A 23,502-nucleotide genomic window follows, 5' to 3' on the forward strand; every position below is an offset into this window, starting at 1 on the left:
AGAGGCACTATGCGCGTCGTCATCGCCCGCTTCCCCTTCGACTTGATCAAGACCGAGGTACAGGACGCGATGAAGGGCATCAAGCCCGAACCCATCACGGGTGAGTCCGTGCAGATCGGCACTCGTCACTACCCCGTCAAGCAGGTCGGGGAGGTCATCACCCGGCAGGACCGTCGTGACTTCTCCGCCGGCGAGGTGACCCGGGCGCTGACCCGTCTCGGCTTCACCTGCCGTTCCGCGCCCCCCACCGCCCGCACCCCGCTCGAGGAGGCGTCGGACCTGCTCCAGGCCCCGGCAACCCCCGACTGGAACCCGGAAACCTGACACCGCCGGGTACAGGGGCTCGCTCCGGCCGCGCTGGCCGGAGCGCCCCTGTCCCTGACGGAGGGACGGACTTGACCGGCCTGACTGACCAGCCGTCATGGCCTCAGTCAGGCCGTCATGCGTCGTGCCGTCATTCCGTCATGAGTCATGGCGTCTTGAGTCATGCCGTCATGCGTCATGGGGCTTGACGTTCTCGTCAGCGATCAGCGATCAGCGGTCGGAGTAGCGGAAGTCGCCCACCGTCCAGGCGCTCACATCCTTGATCGCGACGCGGTACATCCCGCCGGTCTCGGGCAGGCCGAGGCTTCCCTGCAGGATCCTCGCTACATGGAAGTGCAGATGCGTGGGCGGACCGCTCCCCCGGGGCGAGCGCGAGTGGGTACCGGCCGAGGAGAAGAGCGCGGAGAACGGCCCCAGCCGTTCCGACTGCTCCAGCACCTCGGCCACGCGTTGCCGCCACACGACCTCGGGCGCCAACCGTCCGGTGAGGACCGCGCCTTGGACAACGACAGTGAGAGACATCTGATTGCTCTGCTCCGACTCCACCATGGTGGCGATGTCGACAAGCAGCTCGTCGGGCTTCGACATGGGAGCAGACTTTACTGCCGCGACCAGCCGTTGGCAGCACACCCGGCGGCGGGCAATCGCCCCACGATGCCCTCCTGACACTCGTACGGCTCTCGTATGACGGCCGCATGGCTCTCCTGAGACGGCGGTACGGCCCTCGTTAGACGGCCGCACGACCCCCGTGAGACGACGGTACGGCCGCCGTGTGACTCCTGTTGACTCCCGTGCCCCAGCAGGACGTGACGGCGCTCGACAGCATGGACCACCGCCGCCCGACGCGTGGCATCACCCCCTTCCCCGGAGTGCCGGAGCCTTGACGGGGTACCGGTCCGAAGAGATGGGCGGGCGCCCGTTGACAGGAAGGGAAGCGGATGGCCATAGCCAAGACCAGCGTCCTGGTACTGGATTGCGCGGAGCCGGCGGCGCTGGCTGACTTCTACGCACAATTCCTCGGCGGAGAAGTCCGGATCGGTACCAGCCCGGACTACATCGAAGTCGTCGAGGGCGGCACCGTCCACCTCGCGATACGGCGGGACCGCGGTGCCGCGCCGCCCAGTTGGCCCCGACCCGACGACTCACAACAGGCTCATCTGCACTTCCTCGTCCCGCAGGACAACATGGACGAGGCGGAGCGCGAGGCGGTCAGCCTGGGAGCACGGCCGTTGCAGACCCGGGAGAACGGCGGGCCGTACGACGCACGCCGCTACTCGGACCCCGCCGGCCACCCCTTCGTTCTCGCCGCGAGCGAGGGGCACGCTCTGGGGCAGGCGAACTGAAGCGCGCCGTCGACGAGCCGCGGGCCGGGACCCTCGCCCAGGGTCCCGGCCCGCGCGGTCGGCACGGACGGTCGGCTCAGAACGCATCGAGGACGGTGCGGCAGCCCGTGGCGCGTAGTGGCCCGTACGTGGCTCGTAGCTCGTAGCCTCAAGGGTTCTGCGGGTCGACGCCCGTATGGGCCTCGGCGTCCTTGCCCCCGCTGGGCCTGCGCGAAGGCCCCTTCGGCCCCATGTCCCGCATGCCCTTCTCGTCGGACTCGGCAGCGAGCTTCTCGCCGCTGCGCGACTCGCTCTTGACCTCGCTCGCCGGCGGCACCTTTTCCCGCCCCGACGTCTCCTTGCTGGTGTCCTTCTCGGGCGCATGGCGCTCGGGGTGGAACGATTTGTGCGCACTCTCGTTCTTCTGCTGCTCGGTCTGATCGACATCGGGCGACCAGCCGTGCTGCTCGGTCTCCTTGTGCCTGCTCGGGCCCTCACCCATCCGCGGGTGCGACTTCCGGTCCTTTGTCATGTCTGCTCCCTTGGTTGGCGTCACCGACGGGCGGCGCCGGCCTGCTGCGCCCCCGCGGCGAGCGACGAGCCCGCGCAGTGGGCGGCAAGCCCTTGCGCCCGGCGAGCCTCCGGCTCAGGCTCCGTGCCCATGCCGCAGTGACCCATGTGGCGAACGCTCCCCCACGTCCAGCCTGCGGGCCGACCGGATCATCCGCATCTCAGGCCGGGCGCGGCAAGAGGCCCGGCCGGGACCGTGCGCCGCTGCCGCCCGGCGCGCCCCGGACGCGGTACGCAGCCGCACGATCCCTCTCCGTGAGGGCGAGAGCCCGTTGCCGGGCACCGGGTTCCGCCGATGCGGACCTCTCGTCGGTCCGGCCGGCAGGTGGAACGCTGGTACGCGGCTCCGCCTCCTGGTACCCGTCCGAAGGGACACCCGGGGCCGGGGCGAATCAGCCCGGTCCTTGCCGCACGGGTGGCGTCCATCCCGCGCCTGCTGCCGTACGCCCGGCTCGCCTGATATCGGGCTGCTTGCTTCGGCCTTGGGCGGCGCGGCTGCGCTCTGCGGGGAGATGGTCCGTCCGCAGAGGGCGAGAAAAAGCAAAGGCAAGGAGGTCGTCCACTCCTTGCCACTCTCAAGGTATAGCGCATGGGGGGCCTTGCGGCAAGGCCCCGGTGGTACCGCACAATCACCCTCCTAAGCGCAGGACCTGCGGAAACACATGGGGGTTGTGATGATTGACGTGATCATTGCCGGCGGCGGACCGACCGGCCTGATGCTGGCCTGCGAATTGCGGCTGCACGGTGTGCAGGTGGTCGTGCTGGAGCGGGAGGCGGAGCCGACCAAGATCGTCCGGGCGCTCGGCCTGCACGCGCGGAGCATCGAGGTGCTGGACCAGCGCGGTCTGCTGGAGCGGTTCCTCGCGCTCGGTAAGCAGTACCCGGTCGGTGGGTTCTTCGCCGGTATCGCCAAGCCGTCGCCGGACCGGCTGGACACCGCGCATCCGTACGTGCTCGGCATCCCGCAGCCCCTCACCGACCGGCTGCTGACCGAGCACGCCGTCGAGGCCGGCGTGGAGATCCGGCGCGGCTGCGAACTGGCCGGGCTGAGCCAGGACGACGACGGGGTGACCGTCGAGCTGGCCACTGGGGGTACCCCCGCCGGCGGGGAAGGCACGCGGTTGCGCTCGCGCTACCTCGTCGGCTGCGACGGCGGTCGCAGCACGGTGCGCAAGCTGCTCGGCATCGGCTTCCCCGGTGAGCCCGCCACGGTCGAGACGCTGCTGGGCGAGATGCAGGTGGCCGCATCGCCGGAAGAGCTGGCCGCCGTGACGGAAGAAGTCCGCAAGACCCAGGTGCGGTTCGGCGCCATGCCCCTCGGGGACGGGTTCCACCGTGTCGTCGTGCCGGCCGACGGGGTGGCCGAGGACCGCGCGGTCCCGCCGGTTCTCGATGACTTCAAGCGGCAGCTGCGGGCGTTCGCCGGCACCGACTTCGGCGTGCACTCACCTCGCTGGCTCTCCCGTTTCGGTGACGCCACGAGGCTGGCCGAGCGGTACCGGAGCGGGCGGGTGCTGCTGGCCGGCGACGCGGCGCACATCCACCCGCCGACCGGCGGTCAGGGCCTCAACCTCGGTATCCAGGACGCGTTCAACCTCGGCTGGAAACTGGCCGCCGCGGTCGGCGGCTGGGCACCGGAGGGGCTGTTGGACAGCTACCACACCGAACGGCATCCGGTGGCCGCCGCCGTACTGGACAACACCCGCGCGCAGATGGAGCTGATGTCCACCGAACCGGGTCCCCGGGCAGTGCGCCGGCTGCTGTCGGAACTGATGGAGTTCGAGGAGGTGAACCGGCTGCTGACGGAGAAGATCATCGCGATCGGGGTCCGCTACGACTTCGGCGAGGGACATGAACTGCTCGGCCGTCGGCTGCGGGACATCGGGCTGAAGCGCGGTCGCCTCTACGAGCTGATGCACGGCGGACGCGGGCTGTTGCTGGACCAGACCGGCCGGCTCTCGGTCGCGGGCTGGACGGACCGGGTCGACCACGTCGTCGACGTCAGCGAGGAGTTGGACGTGCCCGCGGTGCTGCTGCGGCCGGACGGGCATGTGGCGTGGGTCGGTGAGGATCAGCAGGATCTGACCGACCGGCTGCCGCAGTGGTTCGGTCCTTCCGCCGACTGAGCGCGGCACAGCCGAAGCGGGGGCAGGGTCGTCGGCTCGCCTCGCGGCCTTCGGGCCGCTCCGTGCGGTGCGGCGGACCCACCCCCGCGGTCGGGGTGGGGGCCCGAGAGCCCCCACCCCTGACGGATCAGACGGTCCAGTGCGGCTCCTTGCGGCGGCGGAGTACCAGGACGGTGCCGGTGACGCCCGCCGCCACCACTGCCGCGCCGACGGCCGCCGGGAGCACGGGCAGGCCGGACGAGTCGTCGGCCGAGGCCAGGTTCTGCAGTGCGGGGCCCGGGTCGATGGTCGTGGCGACCGGTGCGACATGGCGGATCGGGCCGGTCGACTTGACCGAGCCGTCCGCGTTGAGCAGCACCTGCTTGTTGTTGGGGTGCCGGAAGTCGAACATGCCGTTCAGCGAGCCGGCCCGGGTGTCGAAGGACGCGTCGCCGATCCGGCCGGTGTGCCAGTTGTGCTCGATGAACTTGATGATCGAGGTCTGCTCGGTCCGGGTGTGGTCGATCTTGTTGACCTTGCTGTACGGGGAGATGACCAGCAGCGGCTGCCGGGTTCCGGGGCCGCAGCGGTCCGCGTAGCCGCCGGCGGCCGCGGGACCTGCCTGGCAGGCCGGGCTGTCGGTGGCCTTGCCGTTGGAGCCCTTCGAGGTGTCCTTGGAACCGTTGCGGGGCTTGACGAAGGTGTGGTCGTACCAGCCGTCGGAGTCGTCATAGGCGACGACGATGGCGGTGTCCTTCCACTGCGGGGACTGCTGGATGCGGTTGATCCGGTCGACGAGGAAGTGCTGTTCGTCGATCGGGTCGGAGTAGGAGGCGTGCGCGTCCTGGTACTCGGGGGCCTTGAGGAAGCTGACGGCCGGCAGCTTGCCCGCCTTGAGGACCGCATCGAAGTCGGTCAGGTCGTAGTTGTGGTTGGCCCGTCCGGCGTGACCGACCTCGTCGACGCTCTTCGGCGGCAGGTGGTGCGGGTTGGACGTCGACTTGTAGTACTCGAACGGCGAGTGGTGCGGGCTGTAGTCGACGACCGCGGCTCCCCCGACGTTGGTGTGGGTGGTCCCGCCGCACTTGGCGTAGTGGCCCGGCCGGCCGTCCCACCCGGTGCTGGGCCGGAAGCCGCCCTGGAACCAGCCCCAGCTGACATGGCGGGTGTTGAGGACGTCGCCGATGTTGCGCCCCTTCATGGCGGCGACCGCGTTGGTGCTGGTGTGGTCCTTGTCGGAGCAGTCGTCGTACGCCGGGTCCGGGTCGTTGACGATCGTGCCGACGCCCTGTGCGTCGGGTGACTGCACGGCATGCGGGTCGGGGGTGGCGGTCTGCCGGGGGTTCTCGGTGCCGGAGGCGGGGTCCATGGAGACGACGCCGTGGGTCTGTCCGGAGACCAGGTTGAGGGCGCCCGGTGTGGAGGGGCCGTAGACCGAGCTGAAGGAGCGGTCGTTGAGGGCGTAGTGCTGGGCGTAGTTCCACAGGCCGGTGACGGTGTTGCCGTCGTAGTAGTCCATCACCAGGCCGGGCTCGCCGAAGAGGCCGCCGGAGCACTTGCCGGAGTCGGTGTTCTGGACGAACTGGTCGGCCTTGCCGCCGTTGTACGCGTACTGCTCGGGCCCGTAGTCGTGGGTCTGGTCGCAGGTCATGGCCTGCTCCGGGGTGAGCCGCTTGGGCGCGTACTGGTTGGGGTTGTGCTCCAGCAGTCCGGCGGTGCGCAGGTTGTCGATCGTGCGGGGCGTGTGCGGGGAGGGGGTGAACCTGGTCCCGTCGGTGTTGGCGGCCTTCGGGTAGGTCGCGAAGTAGTGGTCGAACGAGATGTTCTCGTCGAAGAGCACGACCACATGCTTGACGGGGGTGGCCGTACGGGAGGAATCGGGGTGGTGGGGGCCGGCGGCCCATGAGGGCGCGCATGCGCCCAGGGCCGCCAGAGCCGCGGCACCCGTGAGGGCCAGGCTCCGTGTCGCTGCTCGTCTTCCCCTACTGGCCATGCTGGTTCACCCTCCGGGCAGGGATGTGATGGTGCTGTACGGGCGGGATGCTCTGCCGGGCGAACGGCGGTCCGGCAGAGACATCATGACGCTGGAGTGAACAGTGAGTCAGGTATGCCAGGACAAACCTTGACCGGGTATTGACCCTTCGTCGCCCCGCGGCGTGCGCCGATCAGACCAGCAGGGCCCGGCCGTACCAGTCCGTCTCGTCGCGCACGCCCGGCAGCGCGTAGAAGTAGCCGCCGCCGAAGGGCGTGATGTAGTCGGTCAACGGCTCGCCGGCCAGCCTGCGTTGTACCGTCTCGAACTGGCGGGCAAGGTCCTGCTGGTAGCAGCAGAACAGCAGGCCCATGTCGAGATTGCCGTTGCTGTCCACGCCCCTGTCGTAGTTGTACGCCCGGCGCAGGAGCCGCTGGCCGGCGGTGGACGGGGTGCGGGGGTTGGCCAGCCGGATGTGGCTGTCCAGGGGGATCACCTCGCCCTTGGGGTCGGCGGGGTAATCGGGGGTGTCCTGTTCGCGGTTGCCGTCCAGCGGTGCGCCGGTCTCCCGGGCGCGGCCGAACATGCGCTCCTGTTCGGTCAGCGACACCCGGTCCCAGAACTCCACCAGCATGCGGATCAGCCGCACCACTTGGTAGCTGCCGCCGACCGCCCACTCCGGTTCACCGGCCCGCGGTCCGACCCACACCAGCCGGTCCATCTCCCGGGCGGCCCGGGCGTCGGGGTTGGCCGTCCCGTCCTTGAAGCCCATGAGGTTGCGCGGCGTACCGGACGGCCGGGGCGGGCTGGTGAAGCCGTCGAGGCGCCAGCGCACCTGCATACCGCCCCTGGTGTGGCGGGCGATATCGCGCAAGGCGTGCAGCACGGTGTCCATGTCGTCCGCGCACAGCTGGAGGCTGAGGTCGCCGTGGCACCAGTCGGGCCGCAGGTCGTCGTCGGGGAAGGAGGGCATGGGGGTCAGCCGGCGGGGCGCGCGTCCGTGCAGCCCGAAGCGGTCGTCGAACAGCGCCGCTCCCACGGCGAGCGTCACCGACAGCCCGCCCGCGGGGACCTGCGGTCCCAGGAGGCCCGAGTCGGTGGGCGGGCCGGTGACGCCGACCGACGCCGGTACGCCGCCGCCGGTCAGGAACCGGGCTCGGGCGGTGACGGTACGCAGCAGCTCGGCCAGGTCCCGGCGGTTCTCCGCGGTCACGTCGAACGCGGTGAATGCCGTGACCCGGCGGGGCGGCGCGAGCACCGATGCCTGGTGCGGACCGTGGAAGGCCATGCGGGGGGAGGCACCGGCAATCGGCCCCGGACCGGTCATCAGGGTCGGTTCGCCGGCCCGGGGCGGGCCGTCGGCGGGCGCGGCCCCGCCGGCCGCGAGTCCGGCCCCCGCGAGCGCCGCTCCCCGGAGGAACCCCCGCCTGCCGACACCGCTCATGTCCCTCATACCGTTCTCCGCGCATCGCACAGCGTCGCCACCGACGCCAGCCGTTCCACCAGGTCTCCGAGCACCGCGTCGATCCGTTCCCGCTCGGTGCGGTCCAGATGGCGCAGCGCCGTCCACCGTCCGTCCTTCCGGAAGCCGTCGAGCAGCCGCTGTGCCCGGCTCAACTCGCTTTCCACGTGCGGCAGACCGGGGTACCGGGTGACCAGCAGGGGGCGCAGCCGGGTGAGGACGGCCCGGGTGGCGTCGAGGTGGGCGCGGGCGGTGGCGAGGTTGGTGCCGCTGCCGTAGTCGGTCCGCCCGGTCAGCTCGAACTGCAGCGTGTCCTCCAGGATCTCGTGGGCCCGCAGGCCGAGGTCCGCCGGTTCCATCCGGGTCTGCGCCCAGTCGTCCCGCAGCTTGCGCACGGCGCCGTCGAGTGCGGCGGCCGGTGCGCGCAAGCCGGCGGCGGACTGCCCGTGCCAGAGCCCGTACTCGATGCGGTGGAATCCGCTGAACGCCGGGTCCCGGTCGCCGCCCCGCAGCCCCGCGCTCGTGCCGTTGATCTGCTGGTCCGCGTCGCCGAACGCGCCGTAGGCCGCGCCCAGCCGTTCATAGGCGAGGTGCGCGGGCAGCCAGGTCTCCCGGGCCCCCGCCAGATCCCCCCGCGCCACGGCGGCCCGCAGCGTCCCGGTCCGGCCGACGAGCTCGTCCAGGCCGCCCGCGACCCACTGTTGATAGTCCAGCGCCGGGGGGATCAGATCGTGCTCGGTGACCGGGGCCGCCGCCGGCCCGGAGCGACCGTCGCCGTCGATGCGGACGGTGGGGCCGGTGACCGCGTCGGCGTCGTCCGGCAGGCACATGAAGGCGTACGAGCCCCGGCCCAGCCGGACCCGCAGGTGCCGCGTGGTTCCGGGGCCGAGGCCCTCCACCTCGCCGTACACCGCGCCGCTGCGCGGGGACTCGAGGTACACCTCGGCCGCGGCGTCGGAGGTGTTGTGCAGATCGAAGACCTGGGTGCCGGGCCGGCCCTTCGCCCACCCGCGGCCGCAGTGGCCCGGCGACACCTCGACGGTGGTGCGCCGCAGCCCGTCCGCCGCGGTGGTCCCCTGTCGCGCGCCGTCCTCCGGGGCGCAGGCCAGTGCCAGCGCCGTCAGCAGGCCGCCACCGAGGAGGACGCAGGCGACGGTCCACACACGAGGGGAACGCAGTGTGTCGAGGCCGGATGGCGGCACTCCGAGCCTCCCGGAGGTCGTTCACGCCACGCGGTCGGGTGCGGGGCGCCGGATCAGGAAAGGGCCTGGGCCCGGTGCGTCCCGCCGGGACCGGCGGCACGCTGCACATGCTAGACAGCGCGCCGCCCCCGAACAGGCTTTCCCCGGAAGAGATACCAAGAGTTTCCTCGTGGTTCATCGGTCCCTCACCCGTGTTCGGCGCGTCCCTTCGCGCCGCCGCTACCGCGTGCGGGCGGGGCGTACGACGATCTCGTTCACATCGACCTCCGGCGGCTGGGCGACGGCGAAGGCGATGGCGTCCGCGATCGCGGAGGCCGGCAGGGCGACGGACCGGTAGTGGACCATGGCTTCCCGGGCCACCGGGTCGGTGATGCTGTCGGCGAGTTCGGATTCGGTGACGCCGGGCGAGACGACGCTGACCCGGATGTCACCGGTGGACTCCTGGCGCAGACCCTCGGAGATCGCGCGCACCGCGAACTTGGTGGCGCAGTAGACGGCGGCGGTGGGCGACACCTCGTACGCCCCGATCGACGCGAGGGTGATGAAGTGCCCGCCGCCCTGGCCCCGCATCACCGGCAGCGCGGCGGCGATCCCGTGGAGCACTCCGCGCACATTCACATCGATCATGCGGTCCCATTCATCGACCTTCAGCGCCTCCAACGGCGACAGGGGCATCACCCCCGCGTTGTTGACGACGACGTCCACCTGCCCGAATGCGGTGCGCGCTGCCTGGACGAAGGTCTCCATGTCCGCGGCGGAGGTGACATCGAGCCGCCCGAACGCCGCGGTGCCGCCCCCCTTTCCGATCTCGGCGCACAGCTCTTCCAGGCGCTCGGTGCGACGCGCGCCGAGGAAGACGCGGTGTCCGTCGGCGGCCAGACGGCGGGCGGTTGCCGCACCGATGCCGCTGCTCGCACCGGTGATCAGCACAACCTTGCCGTGCTCCTTCATGACTGCTCCTCTTGCCGGTTGTTCGGTCTCCGGCAAGCCTGGACGGCGCGGAAAGCGGCAACCAGGCAGACTCGTGCCCGGGTGTCGCACACCCAGGCACGCGGGGCGGCCCGGCGGGAGCGGCCGCAGCCGGGCGGCCCTGGTCACCCGGGTAGGCCGGAACGCGTCCCGCGGCGCGCCCGCCGCCCGGGCGGACGCCTGCCCGACGGCCTTTCCCCACAAGGGAGTTGCCGCGCGTCAGGCCTGGCCGGGGACCGCGGCCGGCGGGCCGGCGCGGACGTGCATCCGCTCCCCCTGCGCCCCGAAGAGGCTGAGGAACTCGACGGGATGCGGCCCGGCGTTGGCGAAGCCGTGCGGGATGTGGGTGTCGAATTCGGCGGCTTCCCCGGAGGTGAGGACGAGGTCGTGCTCCCCGAGAGCCAGCCACAGCCGGCCGGAGAGGACATAGAGCCACTCATAGCCCTCGTGTGTGCGCAGCTCGGGCCGTGTACCGGTGGCTTTCTTGGCGGGCAGGATCAGTTTGTAGGCGTGCAGGCCGCCGAGATGACGGGTCAACGGCACAAAGGTCTGCCCGTGGCGGGTGAAGGGGCGCGGATGGATTCGGGGGTCGCCGGTGGCCGGGGCCCCGACCAGCTCGTCCAGCTGGACTCCATGGGCCTTGGCCAGCGGAAGCAGGAGTTCGAGGGTCGGTTTGCGCTGCCCGGACTCCAGGCGCGACAGGGTGCTGAGCGAGATGCCGGTGACCTCGCTCAGCTGCGCCAGGGTGGCGCCGCGCTCCCGCCGCAGGGCCCGTAGCCGCGGGCCGACCGCGTTCAGCACGCTGGGAATGTCATCGTCCGCCATGACACCATTTGCTGTCCCGGCAACAACTTTTGTCAAGTGGATGCGGGCGGGTCAGGGGCGCGCCGGATGCGCCGTGACGCCGCCGGTTCTCCGTGCCGGTGCACCCCGGACCACATCGGGAAACGGGCGCGGAGGTCACCCGATTGGCGCACCATACCGACCACCCGCACTCTCCGTAAGTCACTGTGGAACGGCAGGGCACAGCCCTCCGCCAGCTCGCCGCCTGAACCGGCAGTAATAAGTCGCCGCCGGATATCTCCGCCCCATGTCGGCCGGGATGCATGGGCGCCTTTCTGGCCGACGGCCCGGTACGACCGCATGCGTGCGCCCCGTTCTTTCTTCGCAGGCGGTGAATTCGCTCGTCACTTCTCACGTCGGGAGCTCACCATGGAACCCGGATCTCACGTCTGGAACTGTCCCTTCGACTATGCGGAGGGCCTGGAATTCGATCCGACGCTCAAGCGCCTGCTGACCGAAGAACCGGTCGCCCGCATCCGGCTGCCCCACGGGGAGGGCGAGGCATGGCTCGTCACCCGGTACGACGACGTCCGCACGGTGACGACCGACCGGCGCTTCAGCCGCAGTGCCGTCATCGGCCGGGACTTCCCCCGTATGACACCCGAGCCGATCGTCCAGGACGAGGCGATCAATGTGATGGACCCGCCCGCCAGCAGCCGCTTGCGGAGCCTGGTCTCCAAGGCGTTCGCTCCGCGTCATGTGGAACGCATGCGGATCCGCACCCAGTACGTCGTGGACGAACTGCTGGACCGGATGGCCGCGCAGGGCTCTCCCGCCGACCTGATGGAGAGCCTGGCGTCCCCCCTGCCGCTGACGACCATCTGCGAGGTCCTCGACATCCCCGAGCGCGACCAGGCACAACTGCGCGCCCACGCCCGGACGATGATGAACGTCACCGTGGAGAACCGGGAGAGCGCGGTCCGGTCCAAGGCGGATATGCGGGCCTACTTCGAGACGCTGACGGCGAAGCGGCGCCAGCATCCGGGAGACGACCTGATCAGCGCCCTGGCCACCGCACGCGACGGGGACGAGATCCTGGGCGACCAGGAACTCACCGTGATGGCCATGGTCCTGCTCATCACCGGGCAGGACACCACCACCTACGAGATCGGCAACCTCGCCTACACGCTCCTGACCCGGCCCAGGGAGCTCGACATGCTGCGCTCCCGGCCCGAGCTGCTCCCGCAGGCGATCGAGGAGATGCTGCGGTTCATCCCCTTCCGCAAGGGCGTCGGCATCCCCCGCGTCGCCACCGAGGACGTGGAGCTGAGCGGGGTGACGATCCGGGCCGGCGACATCGTGCACGTCTCCTATCTGACGGCCAACCGCGACAGCGAGAAGTTCGACCGGCCCGACGAACTGGACCTGGAACGCGAGGACCGGACCTCGCACATGACGTTCGGCTGGGGCGGCCATCACTGCCTCGGCGCCCCGCTCGCCTCCGTGGAGCTGGAAGTCGCCCTGCGGACCCTCCTGGACCGCTTCCCCGAGCTGCGGCTGGCGCAGCCGGCCGAGGAGGTCCGCTGGAACAAGACCTCGATCTGGCGCTATCCGCTGGAGTTGCCGGTCACTTGGTGACGGTGGGCCATCTCAGCGAAATGCAGATCCCACCCGCCTGGCGTACGGTTACTACTCGGAAAGATCAATCACCAGCACGGGGAGAGTTCATTCTTCGACGGCTGGCCCGCTCGTTTCCCTACCAGGGTCCTCAATTCTGGACCGCCGGTTCCGCTCTTGGATTCCTTGTCCGTGAAGAACGGGCGAGTTACCACGGTGGATACCCTCGGCCGGAAATCGACTCGAATTCAGCGCAGGGAATTCCCTGAGGGGGGCCACAGTCTGCAAGGAGTGCATCCCATGGCGGTTCTGTGCAAACCAGCAATTGCGGTCCCTGAGTACATCATCACCCGAGAAGACACCCTCGAACTCGCGGAACGGCTGCACAAGGATCATTCGCAGCTGAGGCTGATTCTGCGGCTGATCGAGAACACTGGTGTGGCCAAGCGGCATCTGATCCAGCCGATCGACAAGGTGCTCAAGCATCCGGGACTCGACGCCCGTAGCGCGGTCTACGAAGAGGAGTCCAAGGCCCGCGTCCCCGCCGTGGTCCGCACGGCACTCGAACAGGCCGAGGTGGAGCCTCAGGAGATCGACCTCATCGTCTACGTCTCCTGCACCGGCTTCATGATGCCGGCCCTGACCGCCTGGCTCATCAACACCCTGGGCTTCCGGTCGGAGACACGGCAGATGCCCATAGCCCAACTCGGCTGCGCCGCGGGGGGCGCCGCAATCAACCGGGCCCATGACTTCTGCACGGCGTACCCCGACGCCAACGTGCTCATCGTCGCGTGTGAGTTCTGCTCGCTGTGCTACCAGCCGACGGACCTGGGCGTGGGGTCGCTGCTGTCGAACGGCCTCTTCGGCGACGCGGTCGCCGCCGCCGTCGTCCGCGGCAGCGGTGGCACCGGGGTCCGGCTGGAGCGCAACAGCTCGTACCTCATCCCGAACACCGAGGACTGGATCTCCTACGCGATACGGGCCACTGGATTCCACTTCCAGCTGGACAAGCGCGTACCCGGCACCATGGAACCGCTCGCCCCGGCCCTGCGCGCCGTCGCGGAGCAGCACCAATGGGACGCGGGCGAACTGGACTTCTACATCGTCCACGCAGGCGGTCCGCGCATCCTGGACGACCTGTGCCGCTTCCTCGAGGTGCCGCCCGAGGCGTTCCGCTTCAGCCGCGCGACGCTGACCGAGTACGGCAACATCGCCAGCGGAGTGGTGCTCGACGCCCTGGCCCGCATGTTCGACGAGGCATCGGCCCTCGACGGCCACCGCGGTCTGCTGGCCGGCTTCGGTCCCGGTATCACCGCCGAGATGGCGCTGGGCACCTGGACGTCCGCTCCCGTGACAGCGGCTTGAGCACCCGCTCGATGCGCCCGGCGGAGAGCCGCCGGGCGCATCGAGCGGAGTGCGCACATGTTCCACCGGCCGACGCCGGCGGTGGCGCCGACAGCCGGCATGCCCCCGCCGTGCCCCACCGCCGCCACCGGGGCCACCGGGGCCACCGGGGCCACCCGACTGCGGCGGCCGGCGGGATCCCGACAGCGGTTGGCACATACGGTGTATATGCCTTGAATGGGAATATCTTGACAGATACATCGGCGCGTTTTATGCACGTTCTATACGGACGGGGCAGCCGGCCGGCCCTCCATAGCAGCAGGTGAGAGGACTGCCCGGCGAGCCTCGGGGCCGACCCGGGCGTTCCGGTCCGGGGTTCCGCCCGGAACCGGCGGGCACCCGGTCCCGGACCCCGGGTCCCGGAACCGGGCGATGCCGCTCGCCGAGTCGGCCGCAAGACGAGGAGAAGAGACCATGGCACGTGCAGTGGGTATTGACCTTGGTACGACGAACTCGGTGGTCAGTGTGCTGGAGGGCGGGGAGCCCACGGTCATCACCAATGCCGAGGGGGCCCGGACCACCCCGTCGGTGGTCGGGTTCTCCAAGGGCGGCGACGTGCTGGTGGGCGAGGTCGCCAAGCGGCAGGCCGTCACCAACGTCGACCGCACCGCACGCTCGGTCAAGCGCCACATGGGCGAGTCGGAGTGGCGCTTCCCGGACAGCGGCGACATCGACGGCAAGCGGTACACCGCGCAGGAGATCTCCGCGCGGGTGCTGCAGAAGCTCAAGCGGGACGCCGAGGAGTACCTGGGCGAGGACGTGACGGATGCGGTCGTCACCGTTCCGGCGTACTTCAATGACGCCCAGCGCACCGCCACCAAGGAGGCCGGCGAGATCGCGGGCCTGAAGGTGCTGCGGATCGTCAACGAGCCGACCGCCGCCGCACTGGCCTACGGCCTCGACAAGGAGAACGACCAGACCATCCTGGTCTTCGACCTCGGCGGCGGCACCTTCGACGTCTCGCTGCTGGACATCGGCGACGGCGTCGTCGAGGTGAAGGCCACCAACGGCGACACCCACCTGGGCGGCGACGACTGGGACCAGCGGATCGTCGATCACCTCACCAAGCAGTTCAAGAACGCGTACGGCATCGACCTGTCCAAGGACAAGATGGCCACCCAGCGGCTGCGGGAGGCCGCCGAGAAAGCCAAGATCGAACTGTCCGCGGCGACCGAGACCACGATCAATCTGCCGTATCTGAGCGCCTCGGCCGACGGGCCCCTGCACCTGGACGAGAAGCTCACCCGCTCGCAGTTCGAGCAGCTCACCGCCGATCTTCTGGAGCGGTGCAAGACCCCGTTCCACAACGCGGTGAAGGACGCCGGGATCAAGGTCTCCGACATCAATCATGTGATCCTGGTCGGCGGCTCGACCCGCATGCCCGCGGTGACCGAGCTGGTCAAGGAGCTGACCGGCAAGGATCCGCACAAGGGCGTCAACCCGGACGAGGTCGTCGCCATCGGCGCAGCGCTCCAGGCCGGTGTCCTCAAGGGCGAGGTCAAGGACGTCCTCCTGCTGGACGTCACCCCGCTGTCCCTCGGTATCGAGACCAAGGGCGGCATCATGACCAAGCTCCTGGAACGCAACACCACGATCCCGACCAAGCGCTCCGAGATCTTCACGACGGCCGAGGACAACCAGCCGTCCGTGCAGATCCAGGTCTACCAGGGCGAGCGCGAGATCGCGGCGTACAACAAGAAGCTCGGGATGTTCCAGCTGACCGGTCTGCCGCCGGCCCCCCGCGGGGTCCCGCAGATCGAGGTCTCCTTCGACATCGACGCCAACGGCATCATGCACGTCACGGCCAAGGACCTGGGCACCGGCAAGGAGCAGAAGATGACCGTCACCGGCGGCTCCTCGCTGCCGAAGGACGACATCGACCGGATGGTCCGCGACGCCGAGCACCACGCCGAGGAGGACCGCCGCAAGCGGGAAACCGCGGAGACCCGCAACCAGGCCGAGCAGCTCGTCTACCAGACCGAGAAGTTCCTCAAGGACAACGAGGCCAAGGTCCCCGGTGAGGTCAAGAACGAGGTCGAGACCGCGATCGGCGAGGTCAAGGAGAAGCTGAAGGCCGAGTCGGCCGACGGCGGCGACACCGCGGAGCTGCGTACCGCCACCGAGAAGCTCGCAACCGTCTCCCAGAAGCTGGGCCAGGCCATGTACGCCGAGGCGCAGTCGCAGGGCCAGGCCCAGGGGTCCGATGCGGCCGGCGGCTCCGGCGAGGGCGGCTCGGGCGACGCCTCCGGCGACCAGGACGATGTCGTCGATGCGGAGATCGTCGACGACGACAAGCAGGAGGGAGGCGCACGATGAACCGGCCGACCCACGTCCGTGGCCTTCCTCAGCCGCCGCCGGCCCTCGTCGGGCACGGGCGGGAGGAAGACCCCGGGCCCGGCCCCGGCCCCGGCGCTCACGCCGACTCCAGCTCCAGCCCCGGCACCCGCCCCGGTCCCGGCAAGCCCGCCGACCACGGCCGGGACACTGTCGCGCCGTCCGGCCACGACAGGGCCGCCGATCCGCCGTCCCGCCACGACCGGGCCACCGACCCGCCGGTAGCACCGGACGCGGCGCTGCGCGCCGAGCTCCGGGAGCGTACGGCCGATCTGCAGCGGCTGAAGGCCGAGTACGACAACTACCGCAAGCGGGTCCACCGCGACCGGCTGGCGGTCGGCGAGATCGCCGTGGCCAATGTGCTGAACGGGCTGCTGCCCGTGCTCGACTCCCTGGCCGAGGCCGGGGAACAGGGCGAGGTGACCGGGGGATTCCAGCGGGTCGCCCAGGCCCTGCACGCCGAACTGGGGGCGCTGGGCCTCCAGCCCGTCGGTACGGCGGGTGCTCCCTTCGACCCGCTGATCCATGAGGCCGTCACCTACACCCCCGACGACCGGCTGGAGGACAGCGTCTGCACCGCGGTTCTCCGCCAGGGCTACCGGGTGGGCGACCGCCTCTTGCGTCCCGCGCAGGTGAGCGTCGCAGGCAAACCGCCCGCCGCGGGCGTGGAAACCCCCGCGAAGCGGCCCACGGTTCTTCCCTCGAAGCGTCCCTAGCCTCCCTCTTTCCTCCTCGAGGCGGCGGGCCGGATCTCTCGGCCCGCCGCCCGACGCTTGCTGGGCACAGGCACCCTGGATTTCCGCACCGTTCGCGGTCGGGATCCCCTGCCCACGCACCGAGTTGATCGACGGAGAGCGCCTTCCGTAGGGCGGAATTAGGCCCCATGTGGGCGACTACGCATACGTTCGAGTGCCGGGGGCACCCGCTCCTCTATCGCCAACGGAAATCCACCGTACTTCGATAAAAATCCTACGACGCGCGACAGGCGGGATCATGGCGACCGAGGAAAACGCGGATCACAAGGAAGCACGCAACGGCGAATCGGAGCGGGTCTCCGCTCTCCTCGCAATGCGCCAGGCCTCGGGGCAACTTGCCCAGATGCTCCAATGCGAGCCCGGATCGGTTTCGGCACTCAAGGCCACCGATGAAGGTTGGCTGGCGGATGTGGAAGTGGTGGAGATCGAAAGGGTCCCGGACACCGCGAGCGTCATGGCTTCCTACCGCGTCCACCTCGACGAAAAGGGCCAACTCATGGGCTACGAGCGGACTCGCCGCTATGGACGCGGCCAGATCGACAGATGACCGGGCCTCCGTCCGGACCGGCCATGAGATGACACGGCCCCATGACCCGCTCCAGTCACATGGAAGGGACGATCGACCGTGACGGCCATTCAGCAATCCAACGCATCGACCAGCGGTAGTGGTTCAGGAAATCTCTACGATGTCCTGGAACTGATTCTCGACCGAGGACTCGTCATTGACGCCTTTGTGCGCGTCTCCCTGGTCGGCATCGAAATTCTCAAGATTGACGTACGCGTCGTCGTCGCGAGCGTGGACACCTATCTGCGCTTCGCCGAGGCGTGCAACCGTCTGGACCTGGAATCGGGTCGCAAGGCGCCGAGCCAGCTCACCGACCTGGTCGGGGAGGCAACCGAGAGCGGCGCCAAAGGAAAGTCGAAGGGCGCGCTGACAGGCGCCGTCGAGGCATTCACCGAATCCCTGCACAAGGGTCAGGAGGGTTCCGAGGAAGAGGCGGCGGAAGAGCGTCCGGCACGTAAATCCACCAGCTCCAGCAGCCGTCGCACGGCCCGCCGTCGGGAGGACTGAACCATGGCGACCTACCTCTACGCCATCACCGGCGCCGACCACCCCCTGCAGCTGTCCGGCGTCACCGGTGTCGGGGACCCCGCGGCGCGACTGCGCACCGTGAAGACGAAGGCGCTGTGCGCCGTGGTCAGCGACGCGCCGGACGGGCTGCGGGCCAAGCGCCGCGATGTGGCGGCCCACCAGAGCGTGCAGGAACGTCTGCTCGCCGACGGTGCCGCCCTGCCGATGCGCTTCGGGCTGATCGGCCCCGACGACGCCCAGGTGGTCTCCGCCCTGGAGGAACACCGCGAGACGTACACCCGGCGCCTCGAAGAGATCGACGGCTGCCGCGAGTACCACCTCAAGGTCGCACGCGACGAGGACGATCTGCTGCGGGAGATCGTGCAGGAGTCCGCCGAGGTGCGGCGGCTCAACGAGCGGACCCGGCAGAACCCGGAGGCCTACGACGACAAGGTGGCCCTGGGCGAGCTGATCTCGCAGGAGGTCCAGGCCCGCCAGGACCGCGTCGGCAGCGACATCGTGGCCCGGCTCGCTCCGTCCGCGGTGCGCACCGCGGACGTCGAACCGACGAAGAGCCACTTCCTCAGCGTGTCGTTCCTCGTCGAGCGGGACAAGGCCGCGGCGTTCTCCGAGGCGGTCCACGCGGAGGCCGGACAGCGCGGTGACACCTACACCTTCAGTCTGCACGGCCCGTTGCCGCCGTACAGCTTCGTCTGACACGGCGAGCGGAGATCCGTCATGGGCCTCATCACACAGATCCTGACACTGCCGGCCGCCCCGGTGCGGGGCACCGTCTGGGTCCTCGACCAAGTGCTGCTCACCGCGGAGCGCGAGTACTACGACCCGGCGCCGGTCCGCGAGGAACTGGCCGCACTGGAACAGCAGTTGCTGGACGGAAGCATCGAGGAGGACGAGTTCGATGCCCGCGAGGACGAACTCCTGGACCGCCTGGAGTGGCTCGAGGCCCAGCAGCAACGACTACATACCGACTCCTGATCACGGGGAGAACGAGGTGTACGAGAGATGATGAACAACGCCAAGATAGGGGTGGCCCTCGTAGGGGGCTATCTCCTGGGGCGCACGAAGAAAGCCAAGATGGCCATCGGCCTGGGCATGTTCCTGGCCGGCCGGAAGCTGAATCTCGACCCGAGGCAACTGGGCAGCATGGTGGCCAACTCGCCGGTCCTCGGCCCCCTCAACGACCAGGTGCGCAAGGAACTCGTCGAGGCGACGAAGTCGGCGGCCGGTGCCGCGCTCACCCAGCGGATGACCGGCCTCGCCGACTCCCTGCACGAGCGGACCCTGGCGCTCGACGAGGGCGGGACGACGGACGGCGCCGACCGCGGGCAGGACGACCGGGACGCGGAGTCCGAGGACGAGCCGCGAGGCGACGCGAAGGAGCCGGACGACGACGCCGCGGACCCGAAGGGCGCCGACGACGCCGGGAGCGAGAAGCCGGCGCCGCGCCGCAGGACGGCCGCCAAGTCGTCCTCGGAATCCTCCTCCGACTCGTCCGCGAAGTCGGGCAAGAAGTCGGCACCGGCCAAGAAGTCGGCCGGTGCGGACCGGTCCGCCAAGGCGCGGCGCCCGGCGTCGAGCGCCTCCGGCACCTCGGGAAAGGCCGCGGCCACGACGTCCCGCGGGCGCACGTCCACCGCCCCGGGCCGGAAGGCCGCCTCCGGGGCCCGTCACAAGGCTTCCGGCGCGGCGCGCGCGGCGGCCGACCGTGGGGGCCGCAATGCCTGAGTCCACCTTCAGCAAGATCAAGGACGAGGTGACCAAGAGCCCGGCGGCCGACCAGCTCAAGGAAGAGCTGCAGCACTACCTCCAGGCCCGCGCGGAACACGCGGTCACCAGCCTCGGCCACAAGCTGGGCGAGAGCGTCGGCAAGCTCGCCGAACCCGGTCAGGGCCCCGGTGGGCTGGTGGGCAGCCTGGCGAAGGGCGGCAAGGCCCTCGGTGAGGGCAAGTCGCCCCAGAAGGCGGCACTGACCGCGGGCGCCTCCCACCTCAAGGACACCGTCAAGGAGAAGGTGAAGGGCCTGTTCGGCGGGAGCCGCAAGGGCGGCGGCGGCAAGTCCAAGAGCGTGACGATCGTCGAGGACATCGACGTGGGTGTTCCCGTACGCGAGGCGTACGACCAGTGGACGCAGTTCCAGGAGTTCAGCACGTTCGCCAAGGGCGTCGTCAGCGTCGAGACCTCCGATGACACCAGCAGCAACTGGAAGGTCAAGGTCGCCAAGTCCACGCGGAGTTGGCGGGCCCATGTCACCGAGCAGGTGCCCGACGAGCGCATCAGCTGGACCACCGAGGGCGCCAAGGGCACGGTCAAGGGTGTGGTGACCTTCCATCGCCTCACCGAGGACCTGACGCGGGTCCTGCTGGTTCTGGAGTACTTCCCCAAGGGGCTGTTCGAGAAGACCGGCAACATCTGGCGCGCCCAGGGTCGCCGGGCCCGGCTGGACCTCAAGCTCTACCGCAAATTCATCATGCTCCGCGGTGAGGCCACCGATGGCTGGCGGGGTGAGATCCAGAACGGCGAGGTCGTCGTCGAGCATGCCGACGCCGTCGCCGAGGAGGAGAGCGAGCGGGACGAGGAGGGCGACGGCGAGGACGTCGAGCCCGGCCTCGACGACGCCGGGCACCCGGAGGAGGACGAGTCCTACGAGGGCGCGGATGCCGAGGACGAGACCGACGGGGCTCCGGATGCCGAGGACGAGGACCTCGAGGACGACGACGCGGACGACCTCGCGGCGGAGGAGGAAGGTGAGGACGACGACCTCGCGGCGCCTGCCGACGAGGACGACGACCACCTGGAGCCCGTCGACGAGGACGACGACCTGCCGGACGAGCGGGAGCCGTACGACGACGAGGACGAGCCGGCGGCACCCCGCCGGAGCCGCCGTACCGCCGCTGCCCGCTGACCCGTCCCCACCGCACAGACGAGGCTGATCATGTCCGATTCACTGGCCGGCCGTATGGGGCCTTCCTCAGGGCCGTCCCCGTACGGCCGGCAGGGGTCCTCCGCCAACCTGGCCGACATCCTGGAACGCGTCCTCGACAAGGGCGTGGTCATCGCGGGCGACATCCAGATCAATCTGCTCGACATCGAGCTGCTGACCATCAAGCTGCGGCTGCTCGTCGCCTCCGTCGACAAGGCCAAGGAGATGGGCATCGACTGGTGGGAACACGACCCCTCGTTGTCCTCCCGCGCCCGCACGCCGCAGCAGGTCCCCGCCGGGCATCAGGCGGCCGTCGGCAATGACCAGCTGGCCGAGGAGAATCAGCAACTGCGCGCCGAACTCGCCGAGTTGCGTGCGGCCATCGGCTCCTCCCAGCACTCCGCAGGACATCGGGCAGACCGCGAGGAGGAGCAGTGAACCGCCCCACGCCAGGCGCCGAGGAGAGGGCCGGATCGCCGCGGAACCCCGTCCACGGCCCCGCGGCACAGCAGGATCCCTCCAGCGGTCCCGCCCACTCGTACGTGTACGTCCTCGGCCGCGCCGGCACCGCCCTCGAAACGGCAGCCGCGCAGCTCACCGGAGTGCGGGACGGCTCCCTGCGGGCGGTCACCGCCGGCCGCCTGGCCGCGCTCGTCTCCTCCGTCCCCGCCGACGCCTTCAGCGAGGAGGGGATGAAGGCGCAACTGGAGAACCTCACGGAGCTGGAGGAGATCGCGCGCAGGCACCACGCGGTCGTGGAGGCCGCCGGTACCCACGCCACGGTGCTGCCCATGCGCCTGGCCACGGTGTACCTGGACGATGCCCGGGTGCGGTCCATGCTGGACGAGCGCGGCGCCGAGTTCGACGAGCTGCTCTCCCTGCTCGAAGGCCATGCCGAAGTGGGGGTGAAGGTGTACGCGGACGCGCGGGCGGCGGCCAAGGCCTCCCCGCCCGACAGTCCGGACCCCGCCGCCTCCCCGGTCAGCCCCGGCCGCGCGTATTTGCAGCAGCGCCGCGCCCGGCAACGTACGCATCGCGATGCCTACCGCGCGGCCGGGGCGGTCGCCGAGGAGGTGCGGGTCCGGGCGTCCGCACTGGCGCGGGACCGGGTCGTGCACCGGCCGCAGCAGGGGGAACTCGCCTCCGGTACGGGCGAGAACATCGCCAACGAGGCCTATCTGGTCCCCACGGACCGCCTCCCGGAATTCCACCGGGCGGTGTCCGCTCCGGCCGACGACGTCCCCGGCGTACGTGTCGAGACCACCGGCCCGTGGGCCCCGTACTCCTTCGCGACACCGCCCCCCGTGGAAAGCAGGAGTGCGTGAGCGGTGGCGAGGTCGTGAGCGAGGAAGAGGCCGTGCGGGAGGGGGTGTTCGTGAACGGGGGTGACGTCGTGAGCGGTGGTGACGCCTATCGGGCCGCTTTCGCGGACGCCTCGTCCCCGGCGGACCTCTCCGAGGAGGAGTCCCTTGCCGGGCGGCAGGTAGCGCTGATCGATCTCTTGGACCGGCTGCTGAACGGTGGTGCGGTCCTCACCGGAGACATCGTGCTGTCCATTGCCGATGTGGACCTGGTCCATATCAATCTGCGTGCGGTGATTCGCTCGATCGCACCCGACGGCCCGGCGCCGTGGTGAAAGCCCCGGTACGGACGCCGAAACACCGCCCCCGCCATGCCCTTTCCCCTCCCGCCCTCCCCCGAGGAGATATTCCATATGAACGAGGGATACGCCATGACGGCTGAGGAAGCCGGTCCGGCCGCCCCCGCGAACCCCGCCTTCTCCGAGGTGGCGCAGGCGGCGGCCCGCGCGTTCGACCTGCTGCCGGCCGGGGCCGACGAACACCGCCGGGGGCAGGACAGCGGTATTGCCCAGCGGCTGAAAACCGACCCGGAGACGGTCGAACGCGATCTCATCAAATTGGTGCTGACGATCGTGGAGCTCCTGCGGCAGCTCATGGAGCGCACCGCGTTGCACCGTGTCGACCAGGGCGACCTGAGCGAGGAGCAGGAGGAGCGGGTCGGAATGACGCTCATGATCCTGCAGGACCGGATGGCGGAACTCTGCGACCGGTACGGGCTCACCATGGCCGACCTGAATCTCGATCTGGGCCCCCTGGGCTCCCTGCTGCCGCCGGACGGCACCGCCTGAGGGCTCCGGAACCGGTCGCCTCCACCGGCCCGAGCCCCCCGGACCGCACGCCCGTGGTCACGTCTCGCGCCCATGTTTGCGCGCCGGTTGAGCGGCAACACGGCTTAACAGAGCCGCAGAGCACCCCCGGTCTTCTGCCGCTCCCCCGCGGTGATCCGTAGCGCGCGAGCCCAGGCCGCTGTGGAAAGCCGGTCACCGTCCGGACCGCCGCCGAGAATCACTTGCGCGATCCACGCCCGGCCCGCACCGGGCGGATCGGGGTCGTCGGTCCCGCTTTCGTCATCGGCGCCATGGTTTCTTCCGTGCGCGCTCTCCCGTCCTACCGATTCGGAGGTGCAGGGACATGGTTCCGCTGCTTCTGGTCCTGCTGCTCGCACTGCTTCTCTTCGGCGCAGGATTCGCGCTGAAGGCACTGTGGATCGTCGCCGTGGTCGTGCTGGCGTTCTGGCTGCTCGGCTTCCTGATGCGGTCGACCGGCGCCGGCGGCCGGCGCGGCCGCTGGTACCGCTGGTAGATCCGGC

At 70.0% G+C, this 23,502-nt stretch carries 25 protein-coding genes; 18 read left to right on the forward strand and 7 right to left on the reverse strand.

Annotation, left to right across the window (positions count from 1 at the left end; translation table 11 throughout):
* The first annotated feature begins 9 nt into the window (after positions 1–9).
* The gene (locus tag Scani_RS19975) at positions 10–324 is read left to right on the forward strand and encodes an SCO5918 family protein (RefSeq protein WP_159478237.1); all 315 of its coding nucleotides are present in this window, start codon (positions 10–12) and stop codon (positions 322–324) included.
* 210 nt (positions 325–534) lie between these two features.
* On the opposite strand, the gene Scani_RS19980 is transcribed toward Scani_RS19975, so the two are convergent.
* Entirely contained in the window at positions 535–912 is a 378-nt protein-coding gene (locus Scani_RS19980; RefSeq protein ID WP_159478240.1) for a GvpU-like protein, read from the reverse strand.
* Positions 913–1,262: 350 nt separating this feature from the next.
* On the opposite strand from Scani_RS19980, the gene Scani_RS19985 reads away from it, so the two are divergent.
* The gene (locus Scani_RS19985) at positions 1,263–1,667 is read left to right on the forward strand and encodes a VOC family protein (RefSeq protein ID WP_159478243.1); all 405 of its coding nucleotides are present in this window, start codon (positions 1,263–1,265) and stop codon (positions 1,665–1,667) included.
* 148 nt (positions 1,668–1,815) lie between these two features.
* On the opposite strand, the gene Scani_RS19990 is transcribed toward Scani_RS19985, so the two are convergent.
* The gene (locus tag Scani_RS19990; protein ID WP_159478246.1) at positions 1,816–2,178 is read right to left on the reverse strand and encodes a hypothetical protein; all 363 of its coding nucleotides are present in this window, start codon (positions 2,176–2,178) and stop codon (positions 1,816–1,818) included.
* A 712-nt stretch (positions 2,179–2,890) separates the two neighbouring features.
* On the opposite strand from Scani_RS19990, the gene rox reads away from it, so the two are divergent.
* A complete protein-coding gene (gene rox / locus Scani_RS19995) occupies positions 2,891–4,342 on the forward strand; it encodes a rifampin monooxygenase (RefSeq protein WP_159478249.1) in 1,452 nt (483 codons plus the stop codon).
* Positions 4,343–4,469: 127 nt separating this feature from the next.
* Here the strand turns inward: rox and Scani_RS20000 are convergent, their stop codons facing one another.
* The 5 genes from Scani_RS20000 to Scani_RS20020 form a co-directional block, all read right to left on the reverse strand.
* Positions 4,470–6,314, reverse strand: a complete 1,845-nt coding sequence (locus Scani_RS20000) for a phospholipase C (protein WP_159478252.1) — start codon at positions 6,312–6,314, stop codon at positions 4,470–4,472.
* Positions 6,315–6,486: 172 nt separating this feature from the next.
* Positions 6,487–7,737 carry an iron uptake transporter deferrochelatase/peroxidase subunit gene (gene efeB, locus Scani_RS20005; protein ID WP_159482243.1) on the reverse strand — a complete coding sequence of 417 codons (1,251 nt, stop codon included), beginning with the start codon at positions 7,735–7,737 and terminating at the stop codon, positions 6,487–6,489.
* A 5-nt stretch (positions 7,738–7,742) separates the two neighbouring features.
* Positions 7,743–8,918 carry an EfeM/EfeO family lipoprotein gene (locus tag Scani_RS20010; protein WP_246296037.1) on the reverse strand — a complete coding sequence of 392 codons (1,176 nt, stop codon included), beginning with the start codon at positions 8,916–8,918 and terminating at the stop codon, positions 7,743–7,745.
* A 258-nt stretch (positions 8,919–9,176) separates the two neighbouring features.
* Positions 9,177–9,908, reverse strand: coding sequence for an SDR family oxidoreductase (locus Scani_RS20015; protein WP_159478258.1), 732 nt, complete (start codon positions 9,906–9,908; stop codon positions 9,177–9,179).
* A 237-nt stretch (positions 9,909–10,145) separates the two neighbouring features.
* Positions 10,146–10,751, reverse strand: coding sequence for a helix-turn-helix domain-containing protein (locus Scani_RS20020; RefSeq protein ID WP_159478261.1), 606 nt, complete (start codon positions 10,749–10,751; stop codon positions 10,146–10,148).
* Positions 10,752–11,138: 387 nt separating this feature from the next.
* On the opposite strand from Scani_RS20020, the gene Scani_RS20025 reads away from it, so the two are divergent.
* From Scani_RS20025 to Scani_RS20095, 15 genes are all read left to right on the forward strand, one after another.
* Positions 11,139–12,347 (forward strand): cytochrome P450, encoded by a 1,209-nt coding sequence (locus Scani_RS20025; RefSeq protein WP_159478264.1) that lies wholly within the window; start codon positions 11,139–11,141, stop codon positions 12,345–12,347.
* A 279-nt stretch (positions 12,348–12,626) separates the two neighbouring features.
* Positions 12,627–13,691 carry a type III polyketide synthase gene (locus tag Scani_RS20030; protein WP_159478267.1) on the forward strand — a complete coding sequence of 355 codons (1,065 nt, stop codon included), beginning with the start codon at positions 12,627–12,629 and terminating at the stop codon, positions 13,689–13,691.
* A gap of 453 nt (positions 13,692–14,144) precedes the next feature.
* Complete coding sequence (dnaK, locus tag Scani_RS20035) at positions 14,145–16,046, forward strand: molecular chaperone DnaK (RefSeq protein ID WP_159478270.1); 1,902 nt, start codon at positions 14,145–14,147, stop codon at positions 16,044–16,046.
* Positions 16,043–16,780 carry a nucleotide exchange factor GrpE gene (gene grpE, locus Scani_RS20040; RefSeq protein ID WP_159478273.1) on the forward strand — a complete coding sequence of 246 codons (738 nt, stop codon included), beginning with the start codon at positions 16,043–16,045 and terminating at the stop codon, positions 16,778–16,780. The genes dnaK and grpE overlap by 4 nt, the downstream gene beginning before the upstream one ends.
* 277 nt (positions 16,781–17,057) lie before the next feature.
* Entirely contained in the window at positions 17,058–17,366 is a 309-nt protein-coding gene (locus Scani_RS20045) for a gas vesicle protein GvpO (protein ID WP_159478276.1), read from the forward strand.
* A gap of 78 nt (positions 17,367–17,444) precedes the next feature.
* Complete coding sequence (locus Scani_RS20050) at positions 17,445–17,891, forward strand: gas vesicle structural protein GvpA (RefSeq protein WP_159478278.1); 447 nt, start codon at positions 17,445–17,447, stop codon at positions 17,889–17,891.
* A gap of 3 nt (positions 17,892–17,894) precedes the next feature.
* Complete coding sequence (locus Scani_RS20055) at positions 17,895–18,608, forward strand: GvpL/GvpF family gas vesicle protein (protein ID WP_159478281.1); 714 nt, start codon at positions 17,895–17,897, stop codon at positions 18,606–18,608.
* A gap of 21 nt (positions 18,609–18,629) precedes the next feature.
* Positions 18,630–18,887 carry a gas vesicle protein GvpG gene (locus Scani_RS20060; protein ID WP_159478283.1) on the forward strand — a complete coding sequence of 86 codons (258 nt, stop codon included), beginning with the start codon at positions 18,630–18,632 and terminating at the stop codon, positions 18,885–18,887.
* A 27-nt stretch (positions 18,888–18,914) separates the two neighbouring features.
* On the forward strand, positions 18,915–19,637 hold the full coding sequence (locus Scani_RS20065) for a hypothetical protein (protein ID WP_174872729.1): 723 nt from the start codon (positions 18,915–18,917) through the stop codon (positions 19,635–19,637).
* Positions 19,630–20,814, forward strand: a complete 1,185-nt coding sequence (locus Scani_RS20070; RefSeq protein WP_159478285.1) for an SRPBCC family protein — start codon at positions 19,630–19,632, stop codon at positions 20,812–20,814. Before Scani_RS20065 ends, Scani_RS20070 begins: the two co-directional genes overlap by 8 nt.
* 30 nt (positions 20,815–20,844) lie before the next feature.
* Positions 20,845–21,270 (forward strand): gas vesicle protein, encoded by a 426-nt coding sequence (locus tag Scani_RS20075; protein ID WP_174872730.1) that lies wholly within the window; start codon positions 20,845–20,847, stop codon positions 21,268–21,270.
* The gene (locus Scani_RS20080; protein WP_159478287.1) at positions 21,267–22,157 is read left to right on the forward strand and encodes a GvpL/GvpF family gas vesicle protein; all 891 of its coding nucleotides are present in this window, start codon (positions 21,267–21,269) and stop codon (positions 22,155–22,157) included. Before Scani_RS20075 ends, Scani_RS20080 begins: the two co-directional genes overlap by 4 nt.
* The gene (locus tag Scani_RS42000) at positions 22,154–22,468 is read left to right on the forward strand and encodes a gas vesicle protein (RefSeq protein WP_308686582.1); all 315 of its coding nucleotides are present in this window, start codon (positions 22,154–22,156) and stop codon (positions 22,466–22,468) included. The genes Scani_RS20080 and Scani_RS42000 overlap by 4 nt, the downstream gene beginning before the upstream one ends.
* Before the next feature lie 96 nt (positions 22,469–22,564).
* A complete protein-coding gene (locus tag Scani_RS20090; RefSeq protein WP_159482246.1) occupies positions 22,565–22,981 on the forward strand; it encodes a gas vesicle protein K in 417 nt (138 codons plus the stop codon).
* 343 nt (positions 22,982–23,324) lie between these two features.
* A complete protein-coding gene (locus tag Scani_RS20095) occupies positions 23,325–23,495 on the forward strand; it encodes a hypothetical protein (RefSeq protein ID WP_053209035.1) in 171 nt (56 codons plus the stop codon).
* Positions 23,496–23,502: the final 7 nt, after the last annotated feature.

It is taken from the genome of Streptomyces caniferus (assembly GCF_009811555.1).
Classification (GTDB): Bacteria; Actinomycetota; Actinomycetes; order Streptomycetales; family Streptomycetaceae; genus Streptomyces; species Streptomyces caniferus.